The organism is Enterococcus sp. NBRC 3427 (assembly GCF_007996925.1).
GTDB lineage: Bacteria > Bacillota > Bacilli > Lactobacillales > Enterococcaceae > Enterococcus_B > Enterococcus_B lactis.
Genome location: NZ_BJLL01000024.1, coordinates 1 through 14,778, shown reverse-complemented (window position 1 = coordinate 14,778; position 14,778 = coordinate 1). Strand labels below are relative to the sequence as shown.

Below are 14,778 nucleotides of genomic sequence, written 5' to 3'. Positions count from 1 at the left end.
GTTCAGCGTTATGCTTCATTCTACAATGGTTTTTTTTTTTAGTCAACAAGTGGTCGTGAAAAAACCACTTCATTTAGTATTAAAAAATTTTTGAAAGAATGACGACGGATCCTCGCAAGAACAATAAGCCTACTCAAATTTTCCTAAGAAAAAACTTCTGAGTAATTCTCATCAAAGTAAATAAGCGTCTGTAACTCGGTTGTCAAATCAATGTATTGAACATTGACATAAGCTGGGACAGTTACTCGGTCAGGTGCAAAATTAAGTATAGCGGTTACATTTCCTTTGACAATTTCATCAATAGCAGATTGTGAATATTTACTTGGTACCGTAGAGATTGCTACTGTCACATTTTTTGCTTTGGCTATCTCCGCGAAACGATCAATCGGATAGATCATTTCTCCATCAATGACTCGATTGATCAGTGCTGGATCATTATCAAAGACGCACACGATATTTAGATTTTCATTTCTTCTAAAATTGTTGTGTTTCAATGCTTTGCCAAGATTTCCGTATCCGACTAATGCGATTCGTTTTTCTTCTTTAGTATTAAGGATATTATTGAATACATCGATAAGGAAAGGGACATCATAGCCATATCCGCTTCTGCCTAGCTCGCCTAATTGCGAGAAGTCTCTGCGGATCGTTGCAGAAGGAATTTGGGTGATTTCGCTGAACTCATTTGATTTGATTCTACTTATGCCTGAGTCATCCAGCATCTTTAAGTAGCGTAAATATAAAGGTAACCTTTTCGCAGTTGCTTTTGGCAGTGTATCTGTTTTTTCTCGCATAACGACGCTCCTTGTTAATAATTTCACATATTTAGTGTAACATGTTTCTAACCCGGGAGCAAGGTTACAGGTAGGAAGGAAAAGAGTGTGAGACAAATAAAACGACCCAAAAATTAACTATTTGGGTCGCTATTTCATGGAAAATTCTCTTTTTTATCATTTATTAGCTAATCTTCGACATTAGTTCAAAACACTGATTTCACAACCTCTTATAGCAATTCTGAAAATTCTTCAGTTTTTTCATTAGAAGATTCTGCTTGTATCTCTTCCATCTTCAAGCCAGCTAATGCTCGTTGGATCATTTCATCTATTGCTAAACGCTCTTCATATTGATGGACCTTTTCCAGTTGAGGGCGTGTTTTTGGCTGTGGAGGAGCAAAAATCGTACAGCAGTCTTCAAAAGGCTGGATAGAAAGATTAAATGTATCGATCTGTTCTGCTACTTCAATGATTTCAAGTTTATCCATTGTCGCTACAGGCCGAATGATTGGCGTATTCGTTACTTCATTGATAGCCACCATACTTTGCAAGGTTTGTGAAGCCACTTGACCTAATGATTCGCCATTCAAAATAACTAGACCATGACGAATACGGCGAATTTCATCGGTCAACCGCAACATCATTCGACGAGTGATCGTCATCCAATATCCTTGTGGCACTGATTTTTTGATTTCTTCTTGAATCTCGGTAAATGGCACTTCAATAAAATGGATTGTTCCTACATAAGGCGCTAGTTTCGCTGTTAAGTCTTTTGCTTTTTGCAGTGCTTGTTCACTTGTATACGGCGGACTAGCAAAATGAACAGCTTCGATTTCCACTCCCCGCTTCATTGCAAAATATCCTGCCACAGGAGAATCAATCCCGCCAGAAAGCATAAGCATTCCCTTTCCGCTTGTTCCTACAGGCAACCCGCCAGCTCCTTTAATCGTTTCATACGACAGATAAGCACCGTCACGACGAATCTCTACACGTAATGGAATATCGGGCTGACGCATTTGAACTTGGATATGAGGGAAAATATCAAAAACAGCATTGCCTAATGTTTGATTCAATTCATTACTTGTCAATTCAAATTGGTGATCGCTTCTTTTAGCGATAATTTTAAATGTTTCTTTCCCTGTATAAATTTCTTTCATGATGTCTTGAACAGCTTGTTTCAAAACTTCGACATCTTTTTCTACCCGAATACTCGGAGAAAAATTTTGGATCCCAAATATTTTTGCTAGTTTTGGAATAACTAGCTGACTGTCTGCACCATTTAACAAAAGATGCATCCGGTCGCGATCAGCATGGATTTTGATTTCTGGAAATTCTTTCAAAGCTTGTCTGACATTTTGTGCTAGTTGCATGATAAAGCTTTTTCGATTCTTTCCTTTTGTCGAAAGCTCTCCATAACGGACCATAATTTCACTGTATTTCACAAGAACACTCCTCTTTTAATTGATTGCAGAAAATTTCTTATAAAGCTGCTTGAAAATAATCATAAATTGTTCCACTTCTGCTAATGAGTTATTTTCATCTAGGCTGATTCGAATAGCAGATGTAGCCAAATCATTTGGTACATGCATCGCGTGCAATGTACTGCTTGCCATATGTTTACGTGAGGAGCAGGCACTAGTAGTAGAAACAAATATTTGCTTTTCCTCTAAAGCATGGACGAGAACTTCACCACGAATTCCTTTTAGAGCAAAACATAAAATATGCGGCGCATAGTCGGTTCCTTCTGAAAAGATCGTCACTTTATCATACGACTTCAACGCATTGATCAAAGCTTCTTTTAAGCGTTGTATCTGCTCAGGTTTTTGTTTCTTTATCTCTAATGATAAACGTAAAGCTTTAGCCATAGCCACAATACCTGGAACATTTTCTGTCCCACTTCGTTGATTTCTTTCCTGTCCTCCACCTGTCAGTAATGGTGCTAAACGACGACCCTTTTTCCAATAAATGAAACCCGTTCCCCGTGGACCATGGAATTTATGGGCTGAAAATGTTGCAAAATCCACTCTCCCTGTCAACCATTGCGAGAATGGTACTTTTCCGATTGCCTGAACAGCGTCTACATGGAAATGAATTTTAGGGAAATCATCCAAAAGATCACTGATTTCTTGGATGGGCTGAATCGATCCTACTTCATTATTCACAGCCATAACAGAGACCAAAACTGTCTCTTTTCTTATTAATTTTTTCAATTCGTCAACACGTACAAATCCGCGTTTATCTACTGGGGCGATACTTACTTCGATTCCTAATTCTTTTAATTGTTCGGCCGTCTCACTGACTGCCGGATGTTCGATTCCTGAAATGATCATATGATTCCCATACTCTCTTTTTTCAATCATCGTTCCTTTTAATACCCAGTTATCTCCTTCTGTTCCTCCTGAAGTAAAAAAGATTTCTTCTGGTTCTGCATGGATCAAATCAGCGATCTGCTTTCTTGCTTGCTGCAACAACCAATTAGCTTGATTGCCCAAATCATGAAGACTTGATGGATTCCCAATAATCCGCTGACTGGTTTTTACATATGCATCTAAGCTTTGCGGAAAGATTGGGGTCGTTGCACTGTTATCAAAATATATCATAAGAAACCCCTCTTTTTTGAAATTCTTTTCTATTATAACGGTTGTCCAAGGTGCTTTCAAGAGCAGGTGGAATTTTCACTTGTTTCGTCCTTCGGATAGACATAAAAAAAGACAAGAACAAGACGGATGATTGTCTTGTTCTTGCATGATTACTGCTTTTTTGCTTTATACTAAGTCTGGATGATTAAAATAAAAATCTTCGATGCGTTTGAAAGCACCTGGTTCTACTCTCTCTAATGCTGTACCAATTTCGTCTAATGCTTCTTGATAATGATATTCTTTATTGAATAAATAGTAACTTTTATCAATCGCTTCTCGCACTTCTTCGTGTGTATGACGATAACGGTTTGCATATTGGAGCATTTGCTCCGTTAGTGCTGCTGCATCTACTAGATCATGTGTCTTCTTATCTAATAATTCTAGATCTTCTTCGCATAGAGCAACTAAACGATTGACTTCCTCCATGTTTACTCGAATTTTATTCAAGACAACACTTAGTTCTTCAATACGATCAGTAGCAACAAAAAAGAATTCTAGGTAATCATTCGGCAAGCCAGGCAAACGTTGTTTCTCTACAAAACGTTTCAAACTACGCAATTTAAATTCGAATGTATCGATCTTTTCTTGCGCTTCTTTTTCGCCTTTTCTCAATTCATGTAATGAGTCGTCGATCTCTACTTGTTGCGTTTCGATATCTTCTAAGACCTTGAAGACTGTTTTATAGAACGTACGCACTTCTGAATAAGGGATTTCGTGTTGGCGGATCTGCGGAATCATCTGTTCATTTTGACGTTCCATTTCTTCCACTTCAGTTTGGAAACCTCGTACACGACCAATTTCATTGTGATTCAATGTATAGCTTTGAGCGGTGTGATCCAACTCAATCAATAATTGACGGTTATTCTTCGTTGCATGTTTGATATACTCTGCAATCGTTGATTGGTTAGTTTTTACATATCTCTGAGCTTCCATTTCCCGTTCTAAGATGTCATATAGCGAATCAATCAAATCAGCTGTTTCTCGGTTTTCGAATTCGACCGTTTCAACTTCTGTTTTTTCAAGATTGGCTAATGAATTTTCAATTCTTCGACTTACTTTTGCGATATCTTCAGCAAGATCTTCTTCAGGGAATACATATTGTTCTTCCATTAATTTCTCATAAGTATCACTGATTTCTTCAAGTTGTTCAGGGAAAGTCGTATGGAGATCTTCATACAGTGGTGGAATTTTTTTCATCAGAGCTTCCACTTCATACGTATGTTTTTCTGCTTTATCTAAAACCTCGCGGGCCTCTACAGGATCGCCGGAAGTATTTAAAGTCACGAATTGCGTAAATTCTTTTTCGATCATCTTGATCTGTTTTTGCAATTCAAAAAGAGCTGGTCCATATTCATGCTCGTCTTCTCTGACTTTTTCTTTCAGTTCTTCATAGACATCAAGCGCCTGCTGGACAGCTAATGAGTTGCGTTCTTCCGTTTCTCGCAATTCCTTCAGACCTTCACGGATTTCCGTTACTTGTTTCTCCATTTGGTCCATTGTTGCTTCTGCTTCAACAACTGCTTTTTTTCCTTTTAAGAACCGAAAACTTTCATTGAGGTTTTCCACTTCAAAAATTTGACTTTCTAATTCAGCGAATGAGGAAGTAGATATGTCATTCCACTTTTGACTCCATTCACGAAAGGTATTTTGGCTTTGCCCAACCAGATGCATTTTTTTAACATCATCGACTTCTTCAATCACTGGCAAGTCAAATAATTCTTCCTTGCGTTTTTCTAAGGCATCCAATCGATCTTGGTTTTTTTTCTTCATCAAGTAACTAACCAAAAAGACGACAATGGCGACTATAATGATTGCAATGACGATTCCGATGATAACATTATTTCCCATTTATGGTTCCTCCGTTTTCAGTATGCATCTTTTTATGCAACAGATGGCGTTCTGCTTGGCATAAATCCAAATAATACGTCTCTCGTGCAAAAGACATCTATTCTAGATTATAGCATACTATTTTCATGCATTCACTAACTTAAACGAAAATCTTTTGTTTTTCCATCGTATAAAGATAACAAAAATAGTGAAGTACTGATCACTCTGTTTCGTTTGTGCGTGCACTCTTATCGGCAGAGCTTTTCCCAGCAAGAGCTTCTTGAATCTGTCGTTGGATTTCTGCCGCGATTTTAGGCTCTGGCGCGTACTCCATCTGCCAGTTCTCAGGTTTCAATACTTTATTTGTTACAGGATCATAATGAGGTTTTCCATCTGGAAACAATTTTCCCATATTTGCCTGATGGACGATATCAAATATTCGATCAGGCGCTATTCCCAATAATGAAAAAGAACCATAAGTAAAGTAAAGGATATCTGTCAGTGCATCTACTTGTTCAATCAGTGGATCACTTCCCCACTCTGTTTTATCAAGCATTTTTTCTTCTGCTTTATCTAATGCTTCGTGTAGCAGAGTAACAGCTTCATGTAGTTGTTCTTTACTTGGTGAGGTAGCTGCAACAAATTCAACAAGTTCTTCTATTTTGAATGCAGCACGTGTATGAGCCTCCATCGCAGTAAAAGCTGTGGGGATTTCTGGTCTTCTTGGATCAAAAATTTTGTGAAATGCTTCTACTTTTTGAAAAGGTGTCTCTGATTCCATACTAATGTTTTCCTTCTTTCATTGACTAATAAATCAGACCAAAGTGTTTCAGTCCTTCGTATATGCCATCTTCTTCATTTGATTGGGTCACAAAATCTGCGGCATGTTTTACTTCGTTCTGAGCATTTCCCATGGCCACTCCAATACCTACACCTTTCAGCATCTCGATATCATTGTAATGGTCGCCGAATGCCATGATTTCTTCCATCTCAATTCCGACAGCATTTGCGAAAGCTTGGATGCCTAGCAATTTTGAACCACCTTTTGGGATAATATCTACAGTATACGTATTTGAACGTTGGAAGGTACACTCGGGAAATAGATGTTCTAACTTTTTCTGTTCTGACTCCGGACTAAGCAGTATACATTGGTAAATTGGTTCTTTTAATATCTCTAATGTTTCATAACGGTCCTTTTGCCGGTGAGGGCTAAAAAGCTGGAGGATTTTTTTCATCAGACGTACCGGGAATTTACGCGGTAAAAAGCTGACTAGCCGCTTGATAAAAATCGATTGTCCTAATAGCATCGTCGTTGATCCATCTAGCCGATTTCTCGCACCAAAAACGATTTGTCGATGGTTCCCATCTGCAAATTCAACAATATGTTCCAATACTTTTTGTTCAAAAGGGTGGTCGATAATCGTTCGATCTGCAGTAAAAACCAGTTGACCATTATACACGACATACATATCTAATTCCAATTCATCAATGATTTCTTTGATCTTTATTGGGCTGCGACCCGTTGCTACACCGCATAAAATGCCGTTTTTCCGAGCATAATTAATTGCTTGTTTTGTTGATTCCAATGCTTTTGAACGATTGGTGACCAATGTTCCGTCAATATCAAAAAAAATAGCTTTGATCATAGACTTCGCCCCTTTCATGAATAAAATAAGCCTTTAAAACAGATCCATTTGAGTTGGATTAAGTCCATCCGGATTGATATTTAATATTTTTTGCAGTGCTAATGCATTTTCAGCCGCATCCCCGCCAGAATTGTTATTAAAAATCACACCTACCTCTTTTGTCTTAGAATCAACTGCTTTGACTTCACGTGCTAGTTCTTGCAGTTCTTTTTCTGAATAACGATACAATGTTCTTTTTTTGCGCCAATCTTTATCATTTGCTTGCCATCCCTGAGCATTCCTGCCATGAAATCGAAAAAGAGCAAAGTTCGGATTGGTTACAAATGAATCAAAGGGAATCGTTGTATTCAGCAGCTGCGGCTCATCGATGATGGCTAAAGAAAAAGCGGCTCGAGACATAAAGTTTCTCGTACGTTCAAGAAATTCATCGCTATACCAAGAATAGTCCCGCAATTCTACAGCAACAGGATAACCCTCAAACCACTTTCTAAGTTTGCGCAAGTATTGGACATTTTCTTTTGTACACTTGAATGAAGAGGGGAATTGAATTAAAAAGCAAAAAAGCTTTCCAGCTTCTACCATTGGCGACATGACATCTAAAAAATGCGTAATCATCTCTTCTTCTGTCTGATAATAAGGCTTCCAATCTCCTTGACCGCTGATCCCTTGATAGACTTTGACTACAAAGCGAAAAGATTCAGGTACTTCGTTTATCCAATTCTCAACAGAGGACTTTCGAGGAATCCCATAATAAGCAGTATCTAATTCCACTAAGGGTAGAAATCCGGCATATTCATACAGAGTGTTATTCTTTTTGCCAGTTAATTTGTCATGTTCTTTAAACGATGTTAATCCGATTCTGATCATTTTCGACCACCTTCGTAATTGTTTTCCCTTGACTGCTTTTTTGTAAAAGAAACTCAACCAAATACTCCGTGCATTAAGAGGTCAAGGTCGAGTCTTCTTCGTTTAAGTAAGGGCAGCTTTTTTATAATAAGTCTGGCTATTGTTATTCTTCACTGATAGCAAAACTCTTTTATATAGTATACAATAAGATTTAACGGCTATGCAAAATTATTCGTAAGGAAGTCTGTAAAATGAAAAAAATACTTGTACTGCACACCGGCGGAACGATCGCCATGAAAGAAAACATGCTCACTGGCGGTGTTAGTCCTGATGTGGCAAACCCGTTATTAGATGCAGAAATCACGATACCTGAGCATGTGGAACTCTTAGTTGAAGATATCTTCAATCTTCCCTCACCACACATCATGCCTTCTCACATGTTGGTATTAAAAGAACGTATCTTGTCCGCTTATGAATCAGGTATATTCGGAGTGGTGATTACACATGGTACGGATACATTAGAAGAAACTGCCTTTTTTATTGATACAACGATTGGCGACAAATTACCAATTGTTTTGACTGGGGCAATGCGTTCAAGTAACGAACTTGGAAGTGACGGCCTCTATAATTTTGAAAGTGCTATTCGCGTCGCAAGCTGTGATGAAGCGGTAGATAAGGGTGTATTAGTGGTCATGAACGATGAGATCCATTCTGCACGCTACGTGACAAAGACCCACACCACAAATGTTGCTACTTTCCGAACGCCTACATTGGGACCAATCGGTTTAGTAACTAAGAATCGAATCTTATTCTTACAAGAACTTTTAGAAACAAAGCGGCTGGATATTTCCGCTGTAAATGGGACTATCCCAATTGTTAAAGCATATGCTGGGATGCAAGGAGACTTATTGGAAGCAATCGCCCATACGAAAGTAGACGGTCTAGTCATTGAAGCTTTAGGTGCCGGAAATCTCCCTCCTCAAGCCTTAGCAGCTTTAGAAAAGCTCCTTGTCCAAAAAATCCCTGTAGTACTTGTTTCTCGTTGTTTCAATGGAATCGCAGAGCCTGTTTATGATTATGAAGGCGGAGGAAAAGAACTAGAAGAAATGGGGATTATTTTCTGCAACAGCATCAATAGTCAAAAAGCACGTTTAAAACTATTGATTGCCGTAAACTATGGTTTGACGGGCGAAGAAATGATTTCGTTTATCCAAAACTAACCATCAATATCTGATAGCTAAACTTAAAAAGAGAGGCTGTGACAAAAGTAGCTTCTTCGAAAACTAAGCCGAAATTTTACAAAAATTTGAGAAACAATTTTCGTAAATTTCTTCTTATTTCTTGAAGCTGACTACTTCTGTCACAACCTCTTTTTTATTTATTTTTCCATATAATATTGGCTTCACAATACAGCTGTTCTTGCATTCGGATTTCATGTTTTGTTTTGATACCATTTTCGGTTGGGACTTGTTCAAAATGGCTTTCGATCTCATTCCCGTACTCTACTTCTTTATCAAATCGAATAATTACTTTTTCTGGAACATGCGTAGTCAAAAAGTCATATCCCAATACATCAATGATCCAATTAAAATACATCGCATTATTAACATGCTGATTACTATCGATATCATAAAAACGAACACGATATGGCAACATGAAGCCCGAATCGATTTTTTCAATTTTTTCCTGACGCTTGATTTTCTTGATTTTCTCACTCTCAAAAGGAGCAATGATCTCTTCATTAACACTGCTCATTTTTCGATTCACAAAATCCATCAATACAAAAACAGATTCTATTTTGACTAATTCTTCCCCATCTTCATCATGGATCCAGAAGTTCCGATAACAAAAAAACTTATTGTACTCCATGGCTTGAGTCGTTACTGAAATTACTTCACCGACTCTAGGCAGACGATTAATCTCCATAGAATAATTCGTGATGACCCAAGTCAGTCCAAAGCTATTGACGAATTCACTGCCTCTTCCCAACTGGTCGCTTTGATCTTCAGATGTTTTGATAACTACTCCTAACATCGAAGGAAATGTCATCGTTTGATTGATGTCACACTCATAATATGAAACTTCATGCTTTTTGGTATATTTCTTTGCCAAAAACACGCCCTCCTCTTAAAAACTTTCTAGTAATTGATCTACTTGGGAACCGTAACTTTCTCCAAACATATTTAAATGTGCCAAAAGATAATATAACTGGTAAATCGGTAGTCGATCTTCCCATCCCTCTTCTAATGGAAATATAGTTTGATAGGCATCTAAAAATTCCGGTCGGAAACCGCCGAATAACTGACTCATTGCAATGTCTTGTTCCCGATTCCCATAAGAAACAGCCGGATCGACAAAAATTGGATGTCCTTGCTGGTCAAAGAACACATTACCACTCCACAGGTCTCCATGCAAGAGGCGTGGAGTGATCTTTTTGGGTTCAACCGATTTCAATACTCGTTCTTTAAATTGCAGATACTTTTCTTGCCGCTGTACATTCCAACGATTCGTTTCTTCTGCTAAAGAAATCTGGGCTTCAAGCCGATTTTTAAAGAAAAAAATCCACCAATCTTCTTCAAAAGAATTTTTCTGAATAAGTGTACCTAGATAGTTATCTTTTCGAAAACCAAATTGTGGCGCTGTTTGCTGATGGAGGTTAGCTAAAGCTGCAGCAAGATCTCGTTGATCTCCTTTTCCCGGCTCGATCCATTCCATTAACAAATAAGCGCCTTCACTTGTTTCACCCAGCATGTACGTATCTGGTACACGTACGAATGCAGCTAGCTCTTTTAACCCGTCTACTTCTGCTTCAAAAAAATCTTTTTTTACATTCGGATGGATTTTCAAAAAATAAGCACGCTGCTCTGTTTTTATACGATAAGTTTGATTAACATCGCCGCCAACAACTGGAATCACTTTACCATTTAGTTTCAGATCAGATAAAACAGTTTGGATATCCATGACTTTTCCCCCTGCTCCCAATTTTATTCTATTTTGTCATCATACTTGTTTCATGATAAAAGGATTATTTCCAATCCTCATCCCTTTATTTAGAATTATAGCACAGGGACCATAAAAATCAGGAGATGGACTTTATAGATAAAAAAGAGCTGACTTAAGCCAGCTCTTTTTTATCTATAGCATACTCTTTATTGAACTATTTACCTATGCTAAAGCACCCATTGGGTCCCATGGAGATAACACAATTGGTTCTTCATTAAACGCATTTAGTTGCTCTTTCGTCAACAAATCTTTTCTTACAACGATTTGGTACGTATATTCGTCCATCCAGGCATCACTCATAACGAAGAAACCGTTCTTTCCAACTTTTTCGCCCCAGCTGTTTTCGACTTTCCATTTTGTTGATTGTCCGTCCACTAAATCAACGCCAGTCAATACCATCGCATGGGTCATCAAACTTTCACCAAAATCCAAACGTTCAGCCTTAGTCATTGTGAAGTCTGTATCGAATAGATCATCCATCGAATAAGCATCTAAGGTCATGATGCCACTGGTTCTAGTAGAAGATTGTCCTACATCACAACCAAACCATACAGATTCTCCTTGTTCAAGCTGAGCAATCGCTAATTTTTTGAAATTTTCCATATCAACATTTAGGTATTTAACTTCTTTCCCGCCAACGACATTCCCTAGCATCTCTACTGTATAAGAACGATTGAATGGTTTGTCTTTTGTTGGTGCATTGATCACACTAACATAATCATCTAATTTTACACCGATGTATTTATCATAAAAAATTTGTGGTGTCAGTCCTCGGTCAAGATGATAGTTCTGTTCTTCATCGCGGTACTCAAAATCGAATTCTTTTGGAGGTGTTCCTAATGAGATGGCTAAGAAGTTATAAATACTTTCTAGCATTTCTTCTTTTTTTCCTTCAATAGCGTCTAATGTTTCTCCTTGAGCAACCATTTCGCGTAACACAACTGCATCTTTACGCAGTAGTTTGTTCAAGTAGTTATTCAAATCTCGAGAATTTGAACTATTCGCACTTTCCGGCATTACCGATTTAGGCACAACACCGTATTTTTGGAATAATGAAACGATCATATCCCATTGACCGCCATCTTGTTGAGGAGTAGTTAGCAAGAAAGCAACTTTTCGGCTATCAATAGCCTCTTTTCCAGTTGCAATGATGTTTTCATAGAAGTAATTTGCCTTTTCATATTTATCCCAGAAAAAAGTGTAATTTTGTGATAATTCAAACTCTTTTAAATGGAATTGATTCAGCATTTTGTGACGGAACGTATTCAATGCAGCAAACATCCAGCAACGGCCCGATTGCATCTGATTAGCCACTTTTCCTGTAGCTAGATCAATAGAAAATACTGGTGTATTCGCCACATGTGCTGAAATATTTTCAGCAGAAGCAGTAATCCCGTTCTTCACGACAGCCCGCTGCAATGCCTGCTGTTTGTTATTTGCTTGAAACTGTTTGTCAAATTTTGTTGTCATATCCGGTGTAATAGCTTTCATCCAATCATCCTTCCAAATCCAAGTTACACTTCGTATTTTACTCTTAAGAATTTAGAAATACAATCTCTTTTATGATGAGATTTTCATTTGAATGAGAATATACTTACAACTTCATGAAGAAAAATATCATACGGTATACAATAATTTTCAGATAAAAAGGAATATTTCTATGAGATAACGAAAATGGACTGTATAATAAAGAAAAGGTCTAGAAGAACATCATACAATAAGATAGCTTTCAAAATACTCATTGAAAGAAGGAAATACTATAACGTAAGAAAGGAGAATGTATTAAATGAAAAACCTGGTTGCTGGTGGCTTTTTGTTTGTGGGTGGTGGCATACTTATGAATACAGATAACTTTGGGAATGTCATCCCTTTTCTTGGTGCAGCTTGTGCTTTGATCGGTGTAGGAATGCTGATTTATTTCGTATTTAGCGATGATGGGAAGTATGGTTGATTATGAGTAGCCAACTCTACTCTTTCGTAAAGATTATAACATACGTGACAAAAACAGAAAGCTTGATTCATCATCATAATAAAAGAAAAAGAAACCCAAGTGATTGGATTTCTTTTTCTTTTCATAAGCTTTATTTACTCCGGCAGTAGGACTCGAACCTACGACATCATGATTAACAGTCATGCGCTACTACCAACTGAGCTATGCCGGAATCAAGTACATGAATATAATATCAATTTCTTTCAAATAACGCAATACTTTTTATGAATTTTTTTTACTATATTCTCGAAGAAACCGTTAGCATTTTTTGTTATTTTTACTTTTTTCTGAGAATTGTTTCATTAGTACAAAAACACATTTTTTTGATAAAAAAATATATTGACAAATACATTAATATTCGTTATCCTATTATTTGTATTAATGATAATGCCGCTTTAGCTCAGCTGGTAGAGCGCTTCCATGGTAAGGAAGAGGTCGCCGGTTCAAGCCCGGCAAGTGGCTTCCTTAAACAGTGCAACATGTTGGTTTAACAATGTGTCTGCGCTGTTTTTTTATTTTATGCCACGAAAATACCACAAAACTGTTTTTATTTTAAATAAAGAAAAAACGACTTTTTCAGTTAATCTGCGAATACTTTAATATGGATTAAATGTTACAGATTCTAAAAGTGAGTTAATAAATAATCCAAGTCCTTATTTGAATGTATCAATAGGAGAAATGGTTGAATTAAACTTCTTAGTTGGTCCAAGTATTGAGGGATTATAGGAATACGTCCTTGTTGTCTTATTAGGAGATAAGCAAATTGAACTAAATGGTCTTTCTAACTTGCCTATTCGGTTATCGAAAGATTCTAAATCCAATAAAATTACTCCACAAAATAGAAAGATTTCTTTCAAAGCGCCAAGCGATCTAGGAAGTTATGAGTTTGTTGTGTATCAATTTGGTTTGGGAAAGGAAATGTTAGATCTTCCGATGGTTGATAATTCTTTCAGGATGACCATCGTAGTAGAGTGAAAGTTCATTTATTTTCCAAATTAATGCAATCACATTAAAGTAAGTGACCCTGTTGACAATCGATAGCGGGGCTACTTGCTTTATGGATGTTTAAGTGCCCTCGAGTACTCCATCGATTTAACTGATCCACAATTTGAATCTCCTAATCGCTTATTGCTTATTTTCCAGAATGTTTATTTTTACTGCGTACCTTTTAAAATGTTTAAAAAATTAGGTTTGTCTAAATCTACTTCGTTCACTTAAAACATTAGATTGCAAAAAACAGCTTCGTACATCACGACTTCCTAAATTGATTTTATGCGGTACAAAAGATTATGCAAACATACCTGGAGCAAAACGGTTATAGAAAGTTTCAGCTAATAGCCGTCTCCTGTTTATCGAAAACGGAAAACAGGAATTGAATAAAGAAAAGCCAGAAATAATGGCACAAGCTATGCGATCATTTGTCGAAAATAGCTAATCAAAAAAAAGACGACACAATGTGTTGTCTTTTTTATTTACCAAGTTAAGAATGTTGTCTTGTTTTTCAATGTAGCTCGATTGTGACTAGTTTTATGGATCATGAATCAATGAAGAGAAAATTATTGTTTCATGCCAGAGAATTTTTCTGGTCGTAGATCGACTAATTGTACATGACTGTCTAAAGAACCACTTGGACTTTCAAGAGTAAATACACCTAGACGTGGATCTAAAGAAAGGGTCATGTGTTCATCCATGTACATTTTTGAATAATCTTTGATATAAACTTCCCCAATATCACTATCTAATTGGAGTTTATAATCATTTTTTCCTTGTTCTTTATCAAGAAGAAGTAAACGGAAACTAGTATCTAAAGAGCAAACACCCATTTTAGAATATTCGCCCACGCCATCATCTAAATCTAAAATAATTGTCGCGCCTTCATCAATATATTTTTGTAATCTTTCTTGTGCTTGATCCGTAATTTTAAGATACATATTCAAACGCCCTCTTTCTTTTACTTACAAAAGCATGCTAGCATATATTAATAAAATTATCTAAAGTTCTGCTCAAAACAAAAAGATGTAAGAAATATCACAAGATATTTCTTACATCTACTTTTA

Annotated in this window: 13 protein-coding genes, 2 tRNA genes, 1 pseudogene and 1 other annotated feature (1 of these 17 only partly in view); of the genes and pseudogenes, 4 read left to right on the top strand and 12 right to left on the bottom strand. The window is 37.0% G+C overall.

Going from position 1 to position 14,778, the window contains the following annotated elements; all coding sequences use genetic code 11:
* Window positions 1-15, bottom strand: a binding site (T-box leader); it reaches 202 nt to the left of the window's first position.
* A gap of 128 nt (window positions 16-143) precedes the next feature.
* The 7 genes from ESP02_RS07055 to ESP02_RS07025 all read right to left on the bottom strand — a co-directional run bounded on the left by ESP02_RS07055 (window position 144) and on the right by ESP02_RS07025 (window position 7,749).
* Window positions 144-791, bottom strand: a complete 648-nt coding sequence (locus tag ESP02_RS07055) for a redox-sensing transcriptional repressor Rex (RefSeq protein ID WP_002287954.1) — start codon at window positions 789-791, stop codon at window positions 144-146.
* A gap of 209 nt (window positions 792-1,000) precedes the next feature.
* Window positions 1,001-2,212: a tRNA uracil 4-sulfurtransferase ThiI gene (gene thiI / locus ESP02_RS07050; RefSeq protein ID WP_002310213.1), complete on the bottom strand. Its 1,212-nt coding sequence runs from the start codon at window positions 2,210-2,212 to the stop codon at window positions 1,001-1,003.
* Between the two features lie 15 nt (window positions 2,213-2,227).
* Window positions 2,228-3,370 carry a cysteine desulfurase family protein gene (locus ESP02_RS07045; protein WP_025478307.1) on the bottom strand — a complete coding sequence of 381 codons (1,143 nt, stop codon included), beginning with the start codon at window positions 3,368-3,370 and terminating at the stop codon, window positions 2,228-2,230.
* A 165-nt stretch (window positions 3,371-3,535) separates the two neighbouring features.
* Complete coding sequence (locus ESP02_RS07040; RefSeq protein WP_073994778.1) at window positions 3,536-5,257, bottom strand: septation ring formation regulator EzrA; 1,722 nt, start codon at window positions 5,255-5,257, stop codon at window positions 3,536-3,538.
* Window positions 5,258-5,456: 199 nt separating this feature from the next.
* Entirely contained in the window at window positions 5,457-6,017 is a 561-nt protein-coding gene (locus ESP02_RS07035; protein WP_002372829.1) for a haloacid dehalogenase, read from the bottom strand.
* A gap of 25 nt (window positions 6,018-6,042) precedes the next feature.
* On the bottom strand, window positions 6,043-6,882 hold the full coding sequence (locus tag ESP02_RS07030) for a Cof-type HAD-IIB family hydrolase (RefSeq protein WP_025478308.1): 840 nt from the start codon (window positions 6,880-6,882) through the stop codon (window positions 6,043-6,045).
* A gap of 33 nt (window positions 6,883-6,915) precedes the next feature.
* Entirely contained in the window at window positions 6,916-7,749 is an 834-nt protein-coding gene (locus ESP02_RS07025; protein ID WP_002372832.1) for a DUF72 domain-containing protein, read from the bottom strand.
* 230 nt (window positions 7,750-7,979) lie between these two features.
* Here ESP02_RS07025 and ESP02_RS07020 point away from each other — a divergent pair, with 230 nt between their 5' ends.
* The gene (locus tag ESP02_RS07020) at window positions 7,980-8,948 is read left to right on the top strand and encodes an asparaginase (RefSeq protein WP_002372844.1); all 969 of its coding nucleotides are present in this window, start codon (window positions 7,980-7,982) and stop codon (window positions 8,946-8,948) included.
* Between the two features lie 154 nt (window positions 8,949-9,102).
* On the opposite strand, the gene ESP02_RS07015 is transcribed toward ESP02_RS07020, so the two are convergent.
* The 3 genes from ESP02_RS07015 to ESP02_RS07005 form a co-directional block, all read right to left on the bottom strand.
* Window positions 9,103-9,840, bottom strand: coding sequence for an acyl-ACP thioesterase domain-containing protein (locus ESP02_RS07015; RefSeq protein WP_010733323.1), 738 nt, complete (start codon window positions 9,838-9,840; stop codon window positions 9,103-9,105).
* A 15-nt stretch (window positions 9,841-9,855) separates the two neighbouring features.
* Window positions 9,856-10,689 carry a fructosamine kinase family protein gene (locus tag ESP02_RS07010; RefSeq protein ID WP_010733322.1) on the bottom strand — a complete coding sequence of 278 codons (834 nt, stop codon included), beginning with the start codon at window positions 10,687-10,689 and terminating at the stop codon, window positions 9,856-9,858.
* Window positions 10,690-10,893: 204 nt separating this feature from the next.
* Complete coding sequence (locus tag ESP02_RS07005; RefSeq protein WP_038399061.1) at window positions 10,894-12,222, bottom strand: aminopeptidase C; 1,329 nt, start codon at window positions 12,220-12,222, stop codon at window positions 10,894-10,896.
* A 295-nt stretch (window positions 12,223-12,517) separates the two neighbouring features.
* On the opposite strand from ESP02_RS07005, the gene ESP02_RS13320 reads away from it, so the two are divergent.
* Window positions 12,518-12,682, top strand: coding sequence for a hypothetical protein (locus ESP02_RS13320; RefSeq protein ID WP_002372850.1), 165 nt, complete (start codon window positions 12,518-12,520; stop codon window positions 12,680-12,682).
* A gap of 137 nt (window positions 12,683-12,819) precedes the next feature.
* Here ESP02_RS13320 and ESP02_RS07000 read toward each other — a convergent pair.
* Window positions 12,820-12,893, bottom strand: a tRNA-Asn gene (locus ESP02_RS07000).
* 217 nt (window positions 12,894-13,110) lie between these two features.
* Between ESP02_RS07000 and ESP02_RS06995 the strand changes: the two genes are divergently transcribed.
* Together ESP02_RS06995 and ESP02_RS13490 are read left to right on the top strand one after the other, a co-directional pair.
* A tRNA-Thr gene (locus ESP02_RS06995) sits at window positions 13,111-13,183 on the top strand.
* A gap of 588 nt (window positions 13,184-13,771) precedes the next feature.
* Window positions 13,772-14,156 (top strand): annotated as a pseudogene (locus ESP02_RS13490) (alpha/beta fold hydrolase); the annotation flags it as partial.
* Window positions 14,157-14,277: 121 nt separating this feature from the next.
* On the opposite strand, the gene ESP02_RS06985 reads toward ESP02_RS13490, so the two are convergent.
* On the bottom strand, window positions 14,278-14,652 hold the full coding sequence (locus ESP02_RS06985; protein ID WP_002335491.1) for an iron-sulfur cluster biosynthesis family protein: 375 nt from the start codon (window positions 14,650-14,652) through the stop codon (window positions 14,278-14,280).
* Between the last annotated feature and the right edge of the window lie 126 nt (window positions 14,653-14,778).